The organism is Streptomyces sp. PH9007, assembly GCF_059813725.1.
Window position 1 is genome coordinate 4162839 of record NZ_CM187440.1, and the last position, 20214, is coordinate 4183052.

Annotated in this window: 16 protein-coding genes; 13 read left to right on the plus strand and 3 right to left on the minus strand. The window is 69.6% G+C overall.

The features are described from left to right. Positions 1-116 precede the first annotated feature (116 nt). The 12 genes from ACTFAP_RS19240 (at position 117) to ACTFAP_RS19295 (ending at position 15957) form a co-directional block, all read left to right on the plus strand. Positions 117-2126, plus strand: coding sequence for an ABC transporter substrate-binding protein (locus ACTFAP_RS19240; RefSeq protein WP_495681685.1), 2010 nt, complete (start codon positions 117-119; stop codon positions 2124-2126). Between the two features lie 145 nt (positions 2127-2271). Next, positions 2272-4140 (plus strand): translational GTPase TypA, encoded by a 1869-nt coding sequence (typA, locus tag ACTFAP_RS19245; RefSeq protein WP_495681686.1) that lies wholly within the window; start codon positions 2272-2274, stop codon positions 4138-4140. A 383-nt stretch (positions 4141-4523) separates the two neighbouring features. Continuing rightward, on the plus strand, positions 4524-6164 hold the full coding sequence (locus tag ACTFAP_RS19250) for an ABC transporter substrate-binding protein (protein WP_495681687.1): 1641 nt from the start codon (positions 4524-4526) through the stop codon (positions 6162-6164). Between the two features lie 80 nt (positions 6165-6244). Beyond that, positions 6245-7174, plus strand: a complete 930-nt coding sequence (locus tag ACTFAP_RS19255) for an ABC transporter permease subunit (RefSeq protein WP_495681688.1) — start codon at positions 6245-6247, stop codon at positions 7172-7174. Then, positions 7167-8129 (plus strand): ABC transporter permease, encoded by a 963-nt coding sequence (locus ACTFAP_RS19260; protein ID WP_500466965.1) that lies wholly within the window; start codon positions 7167-7169, stop codon positions 8127-8129. Before ACTFAP_RS19255 ends, ACTFAP_RS19260 begins: the two co-directional genes overlap by 8 nt. A gap of 14 nt (positions 8130-8143) precedes the next feature. Beyond that, a complete protein-coding gene (locus ACTFAP_RS19265; RefSeq protein ID WP_390117397.1) occupies positions 8144-9187 on the plus strand; it encodes an ABC transporter ATP-binding protein in 1044 nt (347 codons plus the stop codon). Further along, positions 9180-10235, plus strand: coding sequence for an ABC transporter ATP-binding protein (locus ACTFAP_RS19270; protein ID WP_390117395.1), 1056 nt, complete (start codon positions 9180-9182; stop codon positions 10233-10235). The genes ACTFAP_RS19265 and ACTFAP_RS19270 overlap by 8 nt, the downstream gene beginning before the upstream one ends. Before the next feature lie 174 nt (positions 10236-10409). Next, the gene (locus ACTFAP_RS19275) at positions 10410-12041 is read left to right on the plus strand and encodes an ABC transporter substrate-binding protein (protein ID WP_495681690.1); all 1632 of its coding nucleotides are present in this window, start codon (positions 10410-10412) and stop codon (positions 12039-12041) included. 34 nt (positions 12042-12075) lie between these two features. After that, the gene (locus ACTFAP_RS19280) at positions 12076-12999 is read left to right on the plus strand and encodes an ABC transporter permease subunit (protein WP_495681691.1); all 924 of its coding nucleotides are present in this window, start codon (positions 12076-12078) and stop codon (positions 12997-12999) included. After that, positions 12992-13945, plus strand: a complete 954-nt coding sequence (locus ACTFAP_RS19285; RefSeq protein WP_495681692.1) for an ABC transporter permease subunit — start codon at positions 12992-12994, stop codon at positions 13943-13945. Before ACTFAP_RS19280 ends, ACTFAP_RS19285 begins: the two co-directional genes overlap by 8 nt. 16 nt (positions 13946-13961) lie before the next feature. Next, positions 13962-14936 (plus strand): oligopeptide/dipeptide ABC transporter ATP-binding protein, encoded by a 975-nt coding sequence (locus ACTFAP_RS19290; RefSeq protein WP_495681693.1) that lies wholly within the window; start codon positions 13962-13964, stop codon positions 14934-14936. Then, complete coding sequence (locus tag ACTFAP_RS19295; protein WP_495681694.1) at positions 14929-15957, plus strand: dipeptide ABC transporter ATP-binding protein; 1029 nt, start codon at positions 14929-14931, stop codon at positions 15955-15957. Before ACTFAP_RS19290 ends, ACTFAP_RS19295 begins: the two co-directional genes overlap by 8 nt. Before the next feature lie 105 nt (positions 15958-16062). On the opposite strand, the gene ACTFAP_RS19300 is transcribed toward ACTFAP_RS19295, so the two are convergent. Beyond that, positions 16063-17067: a zinc-binding dehydrogenase gene (locus tag ACTFAP_RS19300; protein WP_495681695.1), complete on the minus strand. Its 1005-nt coding sequence runs from the start codon at positions 17065-17067 to the stop codon at positions 16063-16065. A 73-nt stretch (positions 17068-17140) separates the two neighbouring features. Further along, positions 17141-17824 (minus strand): SDR family oxidoreductase, encoded by a 684-nt coding sequence (locus ACTFAP_RS19305; protein ID WP_495681696.1) that lies wholly within the window; start codon positions 17822-17824, stop codon positions 17141-17143. A gap of 87 nt (positions 17825-17911) precedes the next feature. Between ACTFAP_RS19305 and ACTFAP_RS19310 the strand changes: the two genes are divergently transcribed. Continuing rightward, positions 17912-18472, plus strand: coding sequence for a TetR/AcrR family transcriptional regulator (locus tag ACTFAP_RS19310; protein ID WP_500466966.1), 561 nt, complete (start codon positions 17912-17914; stop codon positions 18470-18472). A 104-nt stretch (positions 18473-18576) separates the two neighbouring features. Here the strand turns inward: ACTFAP_RS19310 and ACTFAP_RS19315 are convergent, their stop codons facing one another. Next, positions 18577-20205 carry a hypothetical protein gene (locus ACTFAP_RS19315; RefSeq protein ID WP_495681698.1) on the minus strand — a complete coding sequence of 543 codons (1629 nt, stop codon included), beginning with the start codon at positions 20203-20205 and terminating at the stop codon, positions 18577-18579. Between the last annotated feature and the right edge of the window lie 9 nt (positions 20206-20214).

The following is a 20214-nucleotide window of genomic DNA, read 5'->3' on the forward strand; positions in this document are numbered from 1 at the left end:
CGCTCGGGTGGGCGGGCGCCCGGCGTACGCCGTGTCGCCGCCGTCGCGCCCCCCGCGTCGCCTTCAGTGGGACGGTCTGCTGTTGATACGTGTGATGAGCTGACCGGAGGTACGGCATGCGCCCCCCAGTGACCCGCCGGCACGGGCCGAGGCCGCTGGCCTTGCTGCTCGCCGGGGCTCTATCCCTGGCCGCCGCCCTCTCCGGCTGCGGCAGTGACCCCGGACCCACCCGCTCCGGGGCCTCCGGCGCCGCACAGTCGCTCGCCCTGGCCGACCGCACCGAACTGCGCACCGGCGGCACCGTGCGCTGGGGGGTCGCCGAACTGCCCGCCACCTTCAACGCCTTCGCGCCGGAGGCCGGACCGGTCACCGACCAGGTGGCCGCCGCCGTCCTGCCGGCGCTGTTCACGCTCGACGAGCGGGGCAGGCCACAGCTGAACACCGACTACCTCAGGTCGGCCGAGATCACCACGCGCGAGCCGCGCCAGACCGTTGTCTACACCCTGCACCCCGAGGCCGCCTGGAGCGACGGGCGGGCGATCGGCGCCGAGGACTTCATCGCCCAGTGGCGGGCGCTCGGCGGCGGCGAGGGCAGCCACCCGGCGGCCCGCAACGCCGGCTACGACCGGGTGGAGAACGTCACCGCGGGCCCCGGCGAGCACCAGGTGCAGGTCACCTTCGCCAAGCCCTACGCGGACTGGAAATCGCTGTTCACCCCGCTGTACCCGAAGGCCGTCACCGAGGACGCCGCCGCGTTCGGCACCGGCTCGCGCGACGCGCTGCCCGCCACCGCGGGACCGTTCGCACCGGGGAAGGCGGACCGCGAGGCCGGCACCCTGTCCCTGGTGCGCGACGACACCTGGTGGGGCGATCCGGCGCTGCTGGACGAACTGATCCTGACCGTGGTCCCCGACGCCGAACGCGGCGCCGCCCTGGAGGCCGGCTCCCTGGACGTACTGGAGATCGACCCCGACGACGCCGACACCCTCACCGAGGCCGACGACGGCGCCTACTCCGTGCACCGCGCCTACGCCCCCGCCTACACCCAGCTCGCCCTCAACGGCCGCTCCGGACCGCTGAAGGACGAACGGGTCCGCTGGGCGGTGGCCCGCGCCATCGACCGCGAGGCGCTCGCCGCCGCCGTGCACGAACCGGCCGGGCTGCCCGTCCGCTCGCTCGGCAGCCATCTGCGGACCCTGGACCAGATCGGGTATGAGGACAACAGCGAGGCGCTCGGCACCTTCGGCACGGAGATCGCCGGCTCCCTGCTGGACGACGCCGGCTGGGAGGGCGGGCCCGGGTCCGGGGGCGAGGACGGCGCCGCACCGGAGCAGGAAGGACCGGACGCCGCGGCGGACCCGGCCGCCGGCCCGCCGTCCGCCCTCGTCTCCGGGCCGCTGCCCGCAGGCCAGCCCGCCGCCCGGCAGCAGGCCGCCCTGCTGCGCCAGGCCGCCGGCGCCCAGCGCGACCTGGCCGAGGCCGACGCCGACGGCGCCGAGGACGCCGAGCAGCGCGCCGACCAGCTGGAGGAGGAGGCCGCCCGCACCGAGGCGGCGGCCGACGACCTCGCCGACCGCTCCGCCGGTGCCGTCCGCACCGACCAGGACGGCACCGCGCTCAGTCTGCGCTTCGTCGTCCCGGACGGGGAGGCCGGCGCCCGCCAGCGGCAGATCGCCGACCGCATCACCGCCATGCTCGCCGCCACCGGGGTCCGCGCCGTGCTCACCGAGGTACCGGCGCACACCTTCTTCGCCGACCACATCAGCACCGGCGACTTCGACCTCGCCCTGTACTCCTGGCCCGCCAGCGGCTACCCGGCCACCGACGCCGCCCCGCTGTTCGCCAAGCCGTACCAGGAGCCGGACGGCGGCCTCACCGTCCAGCAGAACTACACCCGCATCGGCACCGACCACATCGACCAGCTGCTGGCCCAGGCGGCGGGTGAGCTGGACGAGGAGGAGCACCACCGGCTGCTCAACGAGGCCGATGCCCGGCTGTGGGCGACCGCCGGATCCATCCCGCTCTTCCAGCGCCCGCAGCTCGTCGCCGTCGACCCGGCGCTGGCCGGGGTGGGCGCCTTCGGCCTGGCCACCCCCCGTTACCAGGACATCGGCTACCGCGCCTGAGCGTCACCACGCCCCCGCCGCGTTCGCCCCGGATCCCCGGCGCGAGCGCGGCGGCGCGCCGGGCCCCGTACGATAGCGGGACAGGCCGGTGTACATATCTGCCGAGCCGTCTCACTCCCTCGTCTCGGAAGAAGCACCGTCAGCCATGCCCACGCGCCATGACATCCGCAACGTCGCCATCGTCGCCCACGTCGATCACGGCAAGACGACGCTGGTCGACGCCATGCTCAAGCAGGCGGGAGCCTTCGCCGCCCACCAGCAGGTCGACGACCGGGTGATGGACTCCGGCGATCTGGAGCGCGAGAAGGGCATCACCATTCTCGCGAAGAACACCGCCGTCAAGTACCACCCCAAGGGCGGCGGCACCCCGATCGTCATCAACATCATCGACACCCCCGGCCACGCCGACTTCGGCGGTGAGGTCGAGCGCGGCCTGTCCATGGTCGACGCCGTCGTCCTGCTCGTGGACGCCTCCGAGGGCCCGCTGCCGCAGACCCGCTTCGTGCTGCGCAAGGCGCTGTCCGCGAAGCTGCCCGTCATCCTGTGTGTGAACAAGACCGACCGGTCCGACGCCCGGATCGCCGAGGTCCTCGACGAGACCTACGACCTCTTCCTCGACCTGGACGCCGACGAGAACCAGATCGAGTTCCCCATCGTCTACGCCTGCGCCCGCGACGGCATCGCCTCGCTGACCCAGCCCGCCGACGGCACGGTCCCGGCCGACAGCGACAGCCTGGAGCCCTTCTTCTCCACCCTGCTGTCCGCCGTGCCCGCCCCGGTGTACGAGGAGGAGGCCCCGCTCCAGGCGCACGTCACCAACCTGGACGCGGACAACTTCCTGGGCCGGATCGCGCTGTGCCGCGTCAAGCAGGGCGAGCTGCGCAAGGGCCAGTCGGTGGCCTGGCTCAAGCGGGACGGCTCGCAGCAGCAGGTGCGCATCTCCGAGCTGCTGATGACGGACGGTCTCACCCGCAAGCCGGCCGAGGTGGCGGGCCCCGGCGACATCTGCGCCGTGGCCGGCATCCCGGACATCATGATCGGCGAGACCCTCGCCGACCCGGAGAACCCGGTGGCGCTGCCGCTGATCACGGTGGACGAGCCGGCCATCTCCATGACCATCGGCACCAACACCTCGCCGCTGGTCGGCAAGGGCGGCAAGGGCCACAAGGTCACCGCGCGCCTGGTCAAGGACCGCCTGGACCGCGAGCTGGTCGGTAACGTCTCGCTGCGGGTGCTGCCCACCGAGCGTCCCGACGCCTGGGAGGTGCAGGGCCGCGGTGAGCTGGCGCTGGCCATCCTGGTGGAGCAGATGCGCCGTGAGGGATTCGAGCTGACGGTCGGCAAGCCCGAGGTGGTCACCCGGGAGATCGACGGCAAGGTGCACGAGCCGGTCGAGCGGATGACCATCGACGCCCCGGAGGAGTTCCTGGGCGCCATCACTCAGCTGATGGCCTCGCGCAAGGGCCGCATGGAGACCATGACCAACCACGGCTCCGGCTGGGTGCGGATGGAGTTCCTGGTGCCCTCGCGCGGACTCATCGGGTTCCGCACCGAGTTCCTGACCGACACCAAGGGCACCGGCATCGCGCACAGCATCTTCGAGGGCCACGAGCCGTGGGTGGGCGAGCTGCGCACCCGGCAGAGCGGCTCCCTGGTGGCGGACCGCGCCGGCAAGGCCACCCCCTTCGCGATGATGAACCTCCAGGAGCGCGGCACGATCTTCATCGAGCCGGGCACCGAGGTGTACGAGGGCATGCTCGTCGGCGAGAACTCGCGCGCCGATGACATGGACGTCAACATCACCAAGGAGAAGAAGCTCACCAACATGCGGGCGGCCTCCTCGGACACGACCGAAAATCTCGTTCCGCCGCGCAAGCTCTCCCTGGAGCAGTCGCTGGAGTTCTGCCGCGAGGACGAGTGCGTCGAGGTCACCCCGACCGAGGTGCGGATCCGCAAGGTGCAGCTCGACCAGCGGGATCGGGCGCGCGCCGCGTCGCGGGCGAAGCGCCAGTAGCGACCCGGGCTGTACCCGGCAGTAGCTCTCCGTTCAGCGCGGGCTACCGGATGTATCGAATTCTGTCAAGGTTCGATCCGGTCGCCCGCGCTGAGTTGTGTTCGTTATGCGAACGAAATGGGGCGACCTTCGTCACATGAGTCCGCATATCGGTGACTCCAGGGGGTGGGTATGTCCTTATTGTCTGATCTCACCTCCCTATCTTCATCAAAATGAAATCGGCAATCGGTGGTTCACCGAAGTTTTATGCCCAATAGTTGGGGGCATTGCGCTCAGGCTTTCGCCGGCGCGGCCGCAGGACGCTTTGGGTATTCAACGCGTGTTGACAACCCCCAGGTCCGCGGCCACCCAGCAACGAACCGGACTCCCAAGGAGGCAAGCCCATGCGTGGTGCGCGCAGCGCCAAGTGGGCCGCAGTGGCGATCGTTGTGGCTCTGGCCGCGACCGCCTGTGGTAGCGATGACGACAACGGCGGCAGCGGCGACGGCGGCAACGCGTCCGGCAACGCCTCGGGCATCGTCAAGGTCGACGGCGGCGAGCCGCAGGCCGCGCTGGTCCCCACCAGCACCAATGAGCAGTACGGCTCGCTGGTGATCAAGAACGTCTTCGCGAACCTGCTGGACTTCGAGGACGACGGCTCCATCAAGTACGTCGCGGCCGAGTCCGTCGAGTCGAACGACGACGCCTCCGTGTGGACCGTGACGCTGAAGGACGGCTTCACCTTCCACGACGGCGAGGCCGTCACCGCTCAGCACTACGTGGACGCCTGGAACTGGGCCGCCAACGTGGACAACGGCCAGAGCCAGAGCGCCTGGTTCGAGGACATCGAGGGCTACGCCGATGTCCACCCGTCCGAGGAGGGCGCCGAGCCCACCGCCGAGACGATGTCCGGCCTGAAGGTCGTCGACGAGCTGAGCTTCGAGATCACGCTGGCCAACCCGGTCTCGTACTACAACTACAAGCTGGGCTACCACGTCTTCGCCCCGCTGCCCTCCAGCTTCTACGACGACCCGGCCGGCTTCGGCGAGAACCCGATCGGCCAGGGCCCGTACAAGTTCGACAGCTGGACCCACAACGAGCGGATCAGCCTCAGCACCTACGCCGACTACGCCGGTCCGAACAAGGCGCAGAACGGCGGCGTGGAGATCACCGCGTACGACAACCTGAGCACCGCCTACCAGGACCTGGTCTCCGACAACCTGGACGTGCTGCGTCAGGTCGCGCCCCAGGACCTGCCGGTCTACATGGACGAGCTGGGTGAGCGCGCCATCGCGCAGCCCTACAACGCCACCCAGTCCATCGTCCCGGTGTTCTACGCCGGCTGGAGCGAGCTGGACGACCCGTCCAAGGTCATCCAGGGCGTCTCGATGGCGATCGACCGCGAGACCATCACCCAGACGGTGCTGCACGGCTCCCGTACCCCGGCCGACAGCTTCGTGCCCCCGGGCGTGTTCGGTTACGAGGCCGGCGCCGCCGAGGGCAAGACCGACTTCGACCCCGAGACCGCGCGTCAGCTGGTCGAGGAGGGTGGCGGTGTCCCCGGTGGCACCATCACGATCCAGTTCAACGCCGACGCGAACCACGACGAGTGGGTCACGGCCGTCTGCAACGACCTGATCAAGAACCTCGACATCGAGTGCCTGAAGGACGCCAAGACGGACTTCGCCACCGACCTCGAGGAGCGTCGTGCGGACAACGTCAAGAGCATGTACCGGGGTGGCTGGCTCCAGGACTACCCGCTGAACGTCAACTTCCTGCGGGACCTGTACAGCACCACCGCGCCCTCCAACTACGGCCGGTACAGCAACGCGGAGGTCGACGACCTCTTCAAGCAGGGTGACCAGGCGGGGTCCTTCGACGACACCGTCGCCGCGTACCAGGACGCCGAGAAGGTGCTCTGGGAGGACATGCCCGCCATTCCGCTCTGGTACCAGAACGTGAACGGCGGTTACTCCAACAACGTGGAGAACGTGCGCTTCGACGTGGCCGGCCAGCCGGTCCTCGAAGAGATCACGGTCAAGTAAGACCGTCGCTGCAAGGGGGCCGGTGGCCGCTTCCGTGACCCGGAGCGGCCACCGGCCCTGCCGACTGACATGGAGGAATGATGGGGCGCTACGTCGCGCGGCGACTGCTCCAGATGATCCCGGTGTTCGTAGGGGCGACCTTCATCATCTTTATGATGATGTACGCCCTGCCGGGTGACCCGATAGCCGCACTGTGGGGCGAACGCGCCCCCGACCCGGCTCAGATGGCCCAGATGAAGAAGGAACTGGGCCTGGATCTGCCGATCATGCAGCAGTACTGGAACTACCTCACCGGCGTGTTCCAGGGTGACTTCGGGATCCAGATCTCCAGCAGACGCCCGGTCATCGACGTCATCACCGAGGCGCTGCCCGCCACGCTGAGACTCACCGTGCTGGCGTTCATCTTCACCGCCGTCGTCGGCATCGCCATGGGCCTCATCGCCGGTCTGCGGGCCGGCCGCAAGACCGACAGCAGCATCCTCTTCATCACCCTGCTGCTGATCTCGGTTCCCGGCTTCGTGCTCGGCTACCTCGCCCAGGTCTACTTCGGCAACAAGCTCGGCTGGGTCACCCCCTCCGTGCAGAACTCGGAGAACTGGGGCGAGCTGCTGCTGCCCGCGATGGTGCTCGCCGCGCTCTCCCTGGCCTATGTGGCCCGGCTGACGCGTACCTCCGTCGCGGAGAACAAGCGGGCCGACTACATGCGCACCGCCCGCGCCAAGGGGCTCACCCAGCGCCGCGCCGTCAGTGTCCACCTGCTGCGCAACTCGCTGATCCCGGTGGTCACCTTCCTCGGTGTGGACCTCGGCAACCTGATGACCGGTGCCATCGTCACCGAGGGCATCTTCAACGTGAACGGCATCGGCCGCGCGGTCTTCCGCGCGCTGAACGGCCGTGAGGGGTCCACCGTCGTCGGCATCGTGACGTTCATGATCGTCGTCTATCTCGTTGTCTCCCTGCTGGTCGACCTGCTCTACGCGGTCCTGGACCCGAGGATTCGCTATGCCTGAGGCTCCTGACACCACGGCGACCACCAAGGGCGAGGACGCGGGCAAGGCCCCCGAGGGGGTGCTGGTCGCGGAGGCGGGCCCGCCGCCCGGCAAGCCGCGCAGCCTGTGGTCGGACGCCTGGCACGACCTGATCCGCAAGCCGAAGTTCGTCATCCCGGCGTTCATCATCCTGTTCCTGCTGTTCGTCGCCGCCTTCCCCTCCGTCTTCACCTCGGAGTCCCCGCGGATCGGCGACCTGGCCAATCACCACCTCCAGAAGCCGGAGCTGACCCACTTCTTCTCTCCGGAGTGGTTCGGCTACGACCAGCAGGGCCGCAGCATCTACGCCCGCGTCGTGTACGGCACCCGCGCCTCGGTCACCATCGGTATCTGTGTGACCGCCCTGGTGCTGGTGGCGGGCTCGCTGATCGGCATGCTGGCCGGTTACTTCGGCGGCTGGGTGGACGCGGTCCTCTCCCGGGTCACCGACACCTTCATGGGCATCCCCTTCATGCTGGGCGCCATGGTCGTGCTGGTCTCCTTCAACGCCCGCACCCAGTGGGTGGTGATCCTGGCGCTGGCCTTCCTGGGCTGGACCACCGTCGCCCGTGTCATGCGCGGTTCGGTGATCTCCATCAAGCAGGCCGACTACGTGCAGGCCGCCCGTTCGCTGGGCGCCGGCACCACCCGGATCCTGCTGCGGCACATCCTGCCGAACGCCGCGGCCCCCGTGATCGTGGTGGCGATGGTGGCCCTGGGCGGCTACATCACCGCCGAGGCCACACTGTCCTTCCTGGGTATCGGCCTGTCCGACCCGGCGATCTCCTGGGGCGGTGACATCAACACCGGCCGGAACTCGATCCGGGTCGCCGAGCATGTGCTGATCTTCCCCTCGATCGCGCTGAGCGTGACCATCCTGTCCTTCCTGATGCTGGGTGACGCCGTGCGCGACGCCCTCGATCCCAAGCTGCGCTGAGGGAGTTGACGCGCGTGTCGATCGAACCGATCGAAATCACCCCGGCGGACGCCCCCGGCGTACCGCTGCTGGAGGTCCGTGACCTCCATGTGGAGTTCCACACCCGGGAGGGCGCGGCCCACGCCGTCAACGGCGTGAGCTACACCGTGGACGCCGGCGAGACCCTCGCCGTCCTCGGTGAGTCCGGTTCCGGCAAGTCGGTGACCGCCCAGACCATCATGGGCATCCTGGACATGCCGCCCGGGAAGGTCACCGGCGGGGAGATCCTCTTCAAAGGCCAGGACATGCTCAAGATGTCCGAGGCCCAGCGCCGGAAGATCCGCGGCAACCAGATCGCCATGATCTTCCAGGACGCGCTGTCCTCCCTGAACCCGGTGCTCTCGGTGGGCTTCCAGCTGGGCGAGATGTTCCGGGTGCACCGGGGCGCCTCGCGCAAGGAGGCCAAGGCCAAGGCCATCGAGCTGATGGACCGGGTCCGCATCCCGGCCGCCAAGGACCGGGTGAACGACTACCCGCACCAGTTCTCCGGCGGTATGCGCCAGCGCATCATGATCGCGATGGCGCTCGCCCTGGAGCCCGATGTGATCATCGCGGACGAGCCGACCACGGCCCTGGACGTCACCGTCCAGGCGCAGGTCATGGACCTGCTGGCCGAGCTCCAGCGCGAGCACAACATGGGGCTCATCCTCATCACCCACGACCTCGGTGTGGTCGCGGACGTCGCCGACAAGATCGCGGTGATGTACGCGGGCCGGATCGTGGAGAACGCCCCGGTGCACGAGCTGTACAAGCGGCCGGCGCACCCGTACACCAAGGGCCTGCTGGAGTCGATACCGCGTCTGGACCTCAAGGGCCAGGAGCTGTACGCGATCGCCGGCCTGCCGCCGAGCCTGACCGCCGTGCCCTCCGGCTGCGCCTTCAACCCGCGCTGCCCGATGGCCACCGACCAGTGCCGTACGGACGTCCCGCCGCTGGTGAAGGTCACCGAGCCCGACGGCGTTCCGATCGCGGGCCGCTCCAGCGCCTGCCATCTGTGGAAGGAGACGATCCATGGCTGACCTCGGCAAGGCCGCGAGCGAGCGCGAGCCGATCCTGGAAGTGCGCAATCTCGTCAAGCACTTCCCGCTCACCCAGGGCATCCTCTTCAAGAAGCAGATCGGCGCGGTCAAGGCCGTCGACGACATCTCCTTCACGCTCTACAAGGGCGAGACGCTGGGGATCGTCGGCGAGTCGGGCTGTGGCAAGTCGACCGTGGCGAAGCTTCTGATGAACCTGGAGAAGCCGACCTCCGGGCAGATCTTCTACAAGGGCGAGGACATCGCCAAGCTGTCCGGGCGGGCGCTGAAGGCGGTGCGGCGGAACATCCAGATGGTGTTCCAGGACCCGTACACCTCGCTGAACCCCCGGATGACGGTCGGCGACATCATCGGCGAGCCGTACGAGATTCACCCGGACGTGGCCCCCAAGGGCGACCGGCGCCGCAAGGTGCAGGAGCTGCTGGAGGTCGTGGGGCTGAACCCGGAGTACATCAACCGGTACGCGCACCAGTTCTCCGGCGGCCAGCGGCAGCGCATCGGGATCGCCCGGGGCCTGGCGCTCAACCCGGAGATCATCGTGTGCGACGAGCCCGTCTCGGCGCTGGACGTGTCGGTGCAGGCGCAGGTCATCAACCTGATGGACAAGCTCCAGAACGAGTTCGAGCTGTCGTACCTGTTCATCGCGCACGACCTGTCCATCGTGCGGCACATCTCCGACCGGGTCGGCGTGATGTACCTGGGGAAGATGGCGGAGATCGGGTCCGACACCGAGATCTACGACCACCCGACCCACCCGTACACGCAGGCGCTGCTGTCGGCGGTGCCGCAGGCCGATCCGGAGGGCCGGGACTCGCGCGAGCGGATCATCCTGTCCGGGGACGTTCCCTCGCCGGCGAACCCGCCCTCGGGCTGCCGCTTCCGTACCCGGTGCTGGAAGGCGCAGGACCGGTGCGCGGAGGAGCTGCCGCTGCTGGCGGTGCCCGAGCGGTTCCGCGAGGCGGGCGGCGGGGCGGCGCACGAGTCGGCCTGTCACTTCGCCGAGGAGAAGGACGTGGTGGGCGCCTCGTGACCTTGTCACCGCGCTGACCAGCAGGACGGCCACGGCCGCCGGGCATCTTGGATGTCCGGCGGCCGTCGGCATGTGAGGGATGAGGGCGTGTCGGGGCGCCCGTAAAGAGGATCTTGTGATGAAAGGTCCTATATTGCCTTAATGCGACTTTCGGTAGTCCAAGGAGGCCATCCCATGCGTGCAGCCACCCGTCTGACCTGGGCCATCGCCGCCACGACGGCCCTCGCCCTGACCGCGACCGCCTGTGGCGGCAACGGCACCGCGAGCGGCAGCGCCGGGGTCGTCCGCGCCTCCTGGGGCGACCCCCAGCACCCCTTGGAGCCCGCCAACACCAACGAGGTGCAGGGCGGCAAGGTCCTCGACATGATCTTCCGCGGCCTCAAGCGCTACGACCCGGAGACCGGCGAGGCCAAGGACGAGATGGCCGAGTCCATCGAGACCACCGACCAGCAGAACTTCACCGTGAAGATCAAGTCCGGCTGGACCTTCTCCGACGGCACCCCGGTCACCGCCGCGTCCTACGTCGATGCCTGGAACTACGGCGCCAATCTGAAGAACGCGCAGATCAGCAGCTACTTCTTCCAGTTCATCGAGGGCTACGACGACGTCCACCCCGCCGACGAGAACGCCACCCCCTCCGCGGACACCATGAGCGGCCTGAAGGTCGTCGACGACCACACCTTCACCGTCAAGCTCAGCGAGCCGTTCTCCCTGTGGCCCGAGACGCTCGGCTACGCCGCCTACTCCCCGCTCCCACGGGCCTTCTTCGACGACCACGCCACCTGGCTCAACAAGCCGATCGGCAACGGCCCGTACAAGATCGACACGTACACCAAGAGCCAGAGCATGAAACTGGTGAAGTACGAGGAGTACGCCGGCCCCGACAAGGCCCAGAACGAGGGCGTGGAGCTGCGCGTCTACACCGACAACAACACGGCGTACACCGACCTCCAGGCCGGCAACCTCGACGTCATCGACGACGTGCCCGCCTCCCAGCTCAAGAACGCCCAGAAGGACCTCGGCGACCGCTACATCAACCAGCCGGCCGGCATCATCCAGACCGTCTCCTTCCCCGTCACCCAGGACGGCTGGACCAGCCCCGAGTCCGCCAAGGTGCGCCAGGGCCTGTCCATGGCGATCGACCGCCAGGAGATCACCTCCAAGATCTACTTCGACACCCGCACCCCCGCCACCGACTTCACCTCACCCGTCCTGGGCGACGCCGGCGGCTACCAGGAAGGGCTGTGCGGCGAGTTCTGCACCTATGACCCCGAGCGGGCCAAGCAGCTGATCGAGGAGGGCGGCGGACTGCCCGGCGGCAAGATCACCCTCAGCTCCAACGTCGACACCGGATCGCACCGGCAGTGGATGGACGCCGCCTGCAACAGCATCAACAACGCCCTGGACGACACCGGCGCCTGCACCGTCAACCCGGTGCCCACCTTCGCCGACTTCCGCAACCAGATCACCGAGGGCCGCATCAGCGGCATGTTCCGCAGCGGCTGGCAGATGGACTACCCGCTCATCCAGAACTTCCTCCAGCCGCTGTACTACACCAACGCCTCCTCCAACGACTCCCGCTACAGCAGCCCCGAGTTCGACCGGCTCATCGACGAGGCCAACTCCGCCTCCGACGAGGCCGAGGCCATCGGCAAGTTCCGCGACGCCGAGAAGGTCCTCGTCGAGGACATGCCCGCCATCCCGCTGTGGTACCAGAACGGGACCGCCGGCTACTCCACCCGCGTCAGCGACGTGAAGCTCAACCCCTTCTCCGTCCCCGTCTACACGGACATCAAGGTCAGCTGACAGACACCAGCCACCGCAGCGGAGGTCCCCCCACATGGGGCGCTACGTCGTACGACGCCTGCTCCAGATGATCCCGGTGTTCATCGGCGCCACCTTCCTCATCTTCGTGATGGTGTACGCGCTCGGCGACCCGGTCGCCGCCCTGTTCGGCGACCGGGCCCCCGACCCCGCCACCGCACGCCAACTGCGCGCCGAGTTCCACCTCGACAAGCCCGTGTGGCAGCAATACCTGCTCTACATGGGCAACATCCTCTCCGGGGACTTCGGCACCGCCTTCAACGGCGAGCAGGTCACCGACCTGATGGGCCGCGCCTTCCCCATCAGCTTCCGGCTGATGCTCACCGCCCTGGTCATCGAACTGGTGCTGGGCATCCTCCTCGGCGTCATCACCGGGCTGCGCCGCGGCCGGGTCTTCGACACCTCCGTGCTGATGGCCACCCTCGTCGTCATCGCCATCCCCACCTTCGTCCTGGGCACCACCGCCCAGTTCTTCCTCGGCGTCCAGCTCGGCTGGATCAACCCCGCCGTCAGCCCCGAGGGCCGCTTCGGCGAACTCATCGTGCCCGGCTGCATCCTCGCCCTCGTCTCGCTGGCGTACGTCACCCGCCTCACCCGCACCTCGGTCGCCGAGAACACCCGCGCCGACTACATCCGCACCGCCGTCGCCAAAGGGCTGCCGCGCCGCCGGGTGACGGTGCGCCACTTGCTGCGCAACTCCCTCATCCCGGTGGTCACCTACCTCGGCGCGGACATCGGCACCCTGATGGCGGGCGCCATCGTCACCGAACGGATCTTCAACATCCAGGGCGTCGGCTTCCAGCTCTACCAGGGCATCCTGCGGCAGAACTCGCCCACGGTGGTGGGCTTCGTGGTCGTCCTGGTGCTGATCTTCCTGCTCGCCAATCTGCTGGTCGACCTCCTGTACGCCGTGCTCGACCCGAGGATTCGTTATGACTGAACCCCCACCGGTCGGACCGCCCGAAGGGCCCATCGCCATCGCGGCGGGCGACGGCCGGGGCGAACCCCCGACCGTCACCGGAACCGAACCCGGCCGCCCCCGCAGCCTGTGGTCGGACGCCTGGCACGATCTGCGCCGCAATCCGGTCTTCATCGTCTCGGCGCTGCTGATCTGCTTCCTGGTGCTCATCTCCGTGTGGCCCTCGCTGATCGCCACCGAGTCCCCGCTGCGCTGCCAGCTCTCCCGCTCCCTGGAGGGCGCCTCCGCCGGGCACTGGTTCGGCTTCGACACCCAGGGCTGCGACGTCTACACGCGCACGGTGTACGGGGCCCGCGCCTCGATCGCGGTCGGCGTCTGCGCCACCCTGGGCGTCGCCCTGGTCGGCACCGTCGTCGGCGGCCTCGCCGGCTTCTTCGGCGGCTTCTGGGACGCGCTGCTGTCCCGGGTGACGGACATGTTCTTCGGCATCCCGCTGATCCTGGGCGCCATCGTCTTCCTCAGCATGATCAAGATCTCCGGGATCTGGCCGGTGGTCCTGGTGATCGCCGCGCTCAGCTGGCCCCAGATCGCCCGCATCGCGCGCGGCGCCGTCATCACCGCCAAACAGAACGACTACGTGCAGGCGGCCAGGGCGCTGGGCGCCTCCAGCTCCCGCATCCTGCTGCGGCACATCCTGCCCAACGCCATCGCCCCGGTGATCGTCATGGCGACCATCATGCTGGGCACGTTCATCGCGCTGGAGGCGACGCTCAGCTACCTCGGCGTCGGCCTGCGCCCGCCCACCGTCTCGTGGGGCGTGGACATCTCGGCCGCCTCCACCGGCATGCAGTTCCGCAACGCCCCGCACATCCTGCTCTACCCGGCCGCCGCGCTGTCGCTGACGGTCCTGGCCTTCATCATGCTCGGCGACGCGGTCCGCGACGCCCTCGACCCCAAGCTGCGCTGACCGGAGGCTGACCGTCATGCTGCTGGAAGTCCAGGACCTCCAGGTCGAATTCGCCACCCGGGACGGCGTGGTGAAGGCCGTCAACGGCGTCACGTACGCGGTGGACGCCGGCCAGACCCTGGCCGTGCTCGGCGAGTCGGGCTCCGGCAAGTCGGTGACCGCCCAGGCCATCATGGGCATCCTCGACTCACCGCCCGGCCGCATCGCCGGCGGCTCCATCCGCTTCCAGGGCCAGGACCTGCTGACCATGGGCCGCGAGGACCGGCGCAGGATCCGCGGCGAGAAGATGGCGATGATCTTCCAGGACGCGCTGTCCTCCCTCAACCCCGTGCTGCCGGTGGGCTACCAGCTGGGCGAGATGTTCCAGGTGCACCGCGGCGCGAACCGCAAGGAGGCGAGGACCGCCGCCATCGAGCTGATGGACCGGGTCCGTATCCCGGCGGCGAAGGAACGGGTGGGCGACTACCCGCACCAGTTCTCCGGCGGTATGCGGCAGCGCATCATGATCGCGATGGCGCTCGCCCTGGAACCCGACCTGATCATCGCGGACGAGCCGACCACGGCGCTGGACGTCACCGTGCAGGCACAGGTGATGGACCTGCTCGCCGAACTCCAGCAGGAGTACCGGATGGGCCTCATCCTCATCACCCACGACCTGGGCGTCGTCGCCGACACCGCCGATGTCATCGCGGTCATGTACGCGGGCAAGATCGTGGAACACGCCCCCGTCGACGCCCTGTACCGGCGGCCGGCCCACCCGTACACCAAGGGCCTGCTCGACTCCATCCCACGGCTGGACCGCAAGGGCCAGGACCTGTACGCGATCTCGGGGCTGCCCCCCAACCTGGCGAAGATCCCCCCCGGCTGCTCCTTCCACCCCCGCTGCCCGATCGCCCGCGACCGGTGCGCGGTGGACGTCCCCCCGCTGTACGAGGTGTCCGCCGACCGCTCCAGCGCCTGCCACTACTGGAAGGAGACGATCGGTGACTGAGCCGCTGCTGGAGGTGGAGGGTCTGGTCAAACACTTCCCGCTGACCCAGGGCATCCTGTTCCAGCGCCAGATCGGCGCGGTCCAGGCGGTGGACGGCGTCTCGTTCACCCTGGCGCCGGGGGAGACCCTGGGCATCGTGGGGGAGTCGGGCTGCGGCAAGTCCACCGTGGCCAAACTGGTGATGAGCCTGGAACAGCCCACCGCGGGCCACATCCGGTACAAGGGCGAGGACATCACCCAGCTGTCCGGGCGGGCGCTCAAGGCCGTGCGGCGGAACATCCAGATGGTGTTCCAGGACCCGTACACCTCCCTCAACCCCCGGATGACGGTCGGCGACATCATCGGCGAACCGTACGAGATCCACCCCGAGGTGGCCCCCAAGGGCGACCGGCGCCGCAAGGTCCAGGACCTGCTGGACGTGGTCGGCCTGAACCCGGAGTACATCAACCGGTACCCCCACCAGTTCTCCGGCGGCCAGCGGCAGCGCATCGGCATCGCCCGCGGACTGGCGCTCAACCCCGAGATCATCGTGGCGGACGAACCCGTCTCCGCCCTGGACGTCTCCGTCCAGGCCCAGGTCGTGAACCTGCTGGACCGGCTGCAGAACGAGTTCGGCCTGTCCTACATCGTCATCGCCCACGACCTGTCCATCGTGCGGCACATCTCCGACCGGATCGGCGTGATGTACCTCGGGAAGATCGTGGAGACCGGCACCGAGACCGAGATCTACGACCACCCCACCCACCCGTACACGCAGGCCCTGCTCTCCGCCGTCCCGGTGCCCGACCCGGCCCAGAGCGGGCTGCGCGAGCGCATCATCCTTTCCGGCGACGTACCCTCCCCGGCCAACCCGCCCTCGGGCTGCCGCTTCCGCACCCGCTGCTGGAAGGCCCAGGAACTGTGCGCCCGGGTCGAGCCGCCACTGACGGTCCCCGAGGTCTTCACCGACCCCACGACCGGGGCCCACCACCCCTCGGCCTGCCACTTCGCGGAGGAGAAACGCACGGTGGCGGGCGCGTAGCGGACTACGCGTCGAGGAATTCCAGCGCCCGCGCGACGAACCCGTCGTGGTACTGGAAGATCCCCCCCGTGCCCGGCGTCGGGGCAGCGAGGGCGCGGGACTTGGTCAGGTCATCGCGATGACGACCTTGCCGGCCTTCGCGTGGCCCCGCTCGACGTATTCCAGGGCTTGCCGGGTCTCATCGAAGGGGAAGACCCGGTCGATGAAGGGCCGGATGCTGCCCGCGTCGATGAGCGGGGTGAGTTCGCGCAGCTGGGCGCCGCTGGGCTTCATGAACAGAAAGGAGTACCGCACACCGCGACGCTTGGCGCGGAGCCTGACCGGGAGGCTGAGCGCGGTCATCGCCAGCCGGAGGAGCGGGCTGGCACCCAGCTCGCGGGCGAAGGCCGGGTCGGGGGGACCGGCGACGCCGATGGCCGTGCCACCGGGTGTGAGCACCCGCAGGGACTTGGTGAGGTTCTCGCCGCCGAGGCTGTCCAGGACGACGTCGTAGCCGGAGAGGACCGTCTCGAAGTCCTGCCGCTTGTAGTCGACGACGACATCGGCGCCGAACCCCTTCACCAGGTCGGCCTTGGCCGTGCTCGCGGTGGTGGCCACGTGCGCTCCCAGGTGCTTGGCCAGCTGGATGGCGACGCTGCCGAGGCCGCCGGCCCCGGCGTGGATCAGAACCTTCTGGCCGGGCCGGACGTGGGCCCGTTCCACCAGGGCCTGCCACGCGGTGAGGGCGACCAGCGGAAGGGACGCGGCCTCGGTCATGGTGAGAGTGGCCGGTTTGGGCGCCAGGTCGTCCTGGTGGACGGCGATGAGCTCGGCGAACGTACCGATGCGGCCCTTGTCGGGCCGCGCGTAGACCTCATCGCCGGGCGCGAACCGGGTGACGGCCGATCCCACCCTGTCGACCACCCCGGCGAGGTCATTGCCCAGGATGAGCGGGAAACGGTACGGGAGGAACGCTTTGAACTCTCCGTCGCGGATCTTGAGATCCAGCGGGTTGACGCCCGCCGCATGGATCCGCACCAGGACATCGTCGGCGCCCACCGGTGGCTCGGGCATCTCGGCGGGGCGCACCCCGGCCTTGTCGCCGTACCGCTGAACAGTGAAGGCCCTCATCGTCGTCTCCGCTTCCCGCTCATTCCGGATTCTCGTGGTGTGGAAATTGCGGCATGTGCCGCGCTGTTCAGGTTCAGGCCGCCGGCGCGGTGGCCAGGCTCCGCCGGACCTGGCGGGTGATCTCGTCGGCGAGGATCTCCGGCCGGCCCGTCTCGACGCCGTTCAGGGCCAGTGCGGCCACCTCGGCGGGGTCGGTCTTCTGATCGGCGGGGACACGCGTGGCCATGTCGGTGTCCATGTATCCGACATGCAGCGCCGAGACGCTGATGCCGCGTGGCGCCAGTTCCTCGCGGGCCGCGTCGGTCAGTGCCCAGGCGGCGGCCTTGGCGGCGGCGTAGGCTCCGAGGCCGGCCGGGTGCAGCCAGGACAGCACGGACAGGATGTTGAGTACGGCGCCGCCGCCGTTGCTCTCGATGACGGGAGTGAAGGCGCGGGTCACGGCGAGGGTGCCGAAGAAGTTCGTCTCCATCTCCAGGCGCACCGCCTCCGGATCGCCCGCGATCAGCGGGGTGGCGGTCGAGATGCCGGCGTTGTTCACCAGCAGCGTCGCGTCGGACGCGATGCGCGCCGCGTCCCGGATCGACTCCTCGTCGGTCACGTCCAGCCGCAGCGGGGTGACACCCGGCAGGTCCACCGTCTCCGGACGGCGGGCCGCCGCGTACACCTTCGCTCCGCGCGCCGCGAGCTGGGCGGCCAGCTGGCGCCCGAGCCCCCGGTTGGCGCCGGTGACCACCGCTACCGATTCCTTCAGTTCCATGTCAGCTCCCGGGTGATTAGATTATGGGTGCAATCTAAACACTTGATTAGGATAGATGCCAGTCGACATCAAACCGGGAGGTGGCAGATGGGCCGCGTGTCGCAGGCACAGGCGGAGGAGAACCGCCGGCGAGTGGTGGAAACCGCCTCCCGGCTGTTCAGGGAACAGGGCACCCAGGTCAGTGTCGCCGACCTCATGAAGGCGTCCGGGCTGACCCACGGTGGCTTCTACAAGCGGTTCGCCTCCAAGGAGGCGCTCATCGACGAAGCCACCGCCCACGCGTTCGGCGAGCTCACCCGGCTCCACCAGGACGGCCTCGACCAGCACGCCGGACAGCACGGTGCCGCCCAGCGGGCGGTGATCGACTCCTACCTCTCCATCGAGCACCGCGACAGCGCGGCGGACGGCTGCCCCGTCGCCGCGCTCGCCACCGACATGGCCCGCGAACCGGAGGACCGCGAGGCACGCCGTATCTACACCGAGGGAGTGGGCGACTTCGCCCGGGTACTCGCCACCGACGACCAGGACGGCATCACCCGGCTGTGCACGATGCTCGGCGCCCTCGTCCTGGCCCGCGCCACCAAGGGCTCCCCCCTCTCCGAGGAGATCCTCGCCACCGCGCACGCCGCCTTGACGGAGACCGGCTGATCAGGGCCGTGGCGATCCGGCCGGTCACCCGGGCGGCGACAGCGAGCGAGCCCGGTCCCGCCGGGGGCGGGGCCGGGCTCGCGGGCCGGTGAAGCCGGCCGGGGTCAGTCCGTGCCGAGGTCGATGACCGCGACGCGCTTGGCCGGGTCCGTCTCGCGCAGGGCGTCGCGCAGGGCGCCCGCCACGTCCGTCGGTTCGACCGGGGTCTGGCTGCCGTCGCCCCGCGTCACCAGGACGCCGTCGAACTGGGAGCCGTAGAGGGACGCCAGGACCTCCAGGTCGTACACGTCCACCAGCGAGCCGTTGGAGGGCTGCATCGACAGGAACTGGTGGATGGAGTTCTCCGGGCTCATCGGGAGGGAGATGCCGCCCGCCTCGATGTAGACCATGTCGGACATCGCCGGTTCGGCGAACTCCGCCATCGCGCGGGCCACTTCCTCCTCGGTGATCTCCGGCTCCACCGTGGTCGTGGGCAGGGTGATCACGGTGTTCTCACCGGTGGCCGCGCGGGTGCGGAACGCCGACTCCACCGCGTCGGCGGCGGCCTGCACGTTGATGCCCTCGCCCGGCGTGCCCGGCTGTGCCTCGGCGCCCGTGCTGCTGAAGGTGATGGAGCCCTCCACCGGGGCGCCGGAACCGACGCCCGCCGTCAGGTCCTCCAGCGCCACCGTCAGCTTCTCCCGGTCCACGGAGAAGACCGCGTCCATCGCCCGCTCGCTGCCCAGCAGCGAGCCGAAGACGGCCATCGGCGCGTAGTCCGGCTCGGCGGCGGCGCGCACGGTCGCCTCGGTGTCCACCGAGAGACCGGCCACGCTCGGCTTGAGCTCCATCTCCTCGTCGCCGACCTGGAGCAGCAGCGGGGCGTTGTTGGCGTCGTCCAGCGCCGCGTCCAGCAGGGCGACGGCCTCGGGGGTGTTGCGGCCGCCGATGTCCTGGCCCAGGACGGTGGTGCCCTTGGGGACATCCTCCTGGTTGAGCACCAGGCCGGTGCCGTAGGCGGCCACCGCCACCAGCACGACGGCGACGGCGGCGAGCTTGCCGAGCTTGCCCACCTTGCTCTTGCGCTTCTTCGGCGCCGCGGGGGCCGCCGCCGGGGCGGGCTTGGGCTGCTCCGCCACCTCGTCGAAGTCCAGCGCCGGGGGCGGCACCGGCGGGCCGGAGGCCGGCTCGGAGAAGGCCGGGATGGCCGCGGTGTCACCGTGCCCGGGGGGCGGCGGGGGCGGGAACGGGCCCCCCAGGTCCAGGGTGGGGCCGCCCGGCTCCTCCCGGTCGCCGGGAGGAAGCGTCAGCTCCCCGGTCATCGGCCCCGTGGTAGGCCCGGACGGCGCGGAGGCGCCCACCGGGCGCGGGGGCAGCCCCATGCCCTCGGCCGGGGTCTCGGAGAACCAGGAGGGGTTGCCTCCGGTCTCGTCCAGCGGCTTGCGCGGGGCGGGCGGGGCGTCGAACGTCGTGTCGCCCAGCGAGAGCGCGCCGGTCTGCTCGCCCTCGGCCTGCGGCGCCTTGCGCGGCTCGAACCACGAGCTGGTCTTCTTCTTGCCGGCCGAGGGAGTCTGCTCGCCCAGGCCGCTGGAGGTGGCTCCGGAGGCGGGCTTGGGCCGGACCGGCAGGCCCGGAGCGGGCGCGGGCGGTGCCGGTGTCTCGTCCCCTGCCACGTCGTCGTCGAGCGTCTCCCGCATGACGACGGGCGGAATCGGCCGGGATCCGGGGATGTTGATCCGGATCCGGGTCGTCATCGTGGTCTC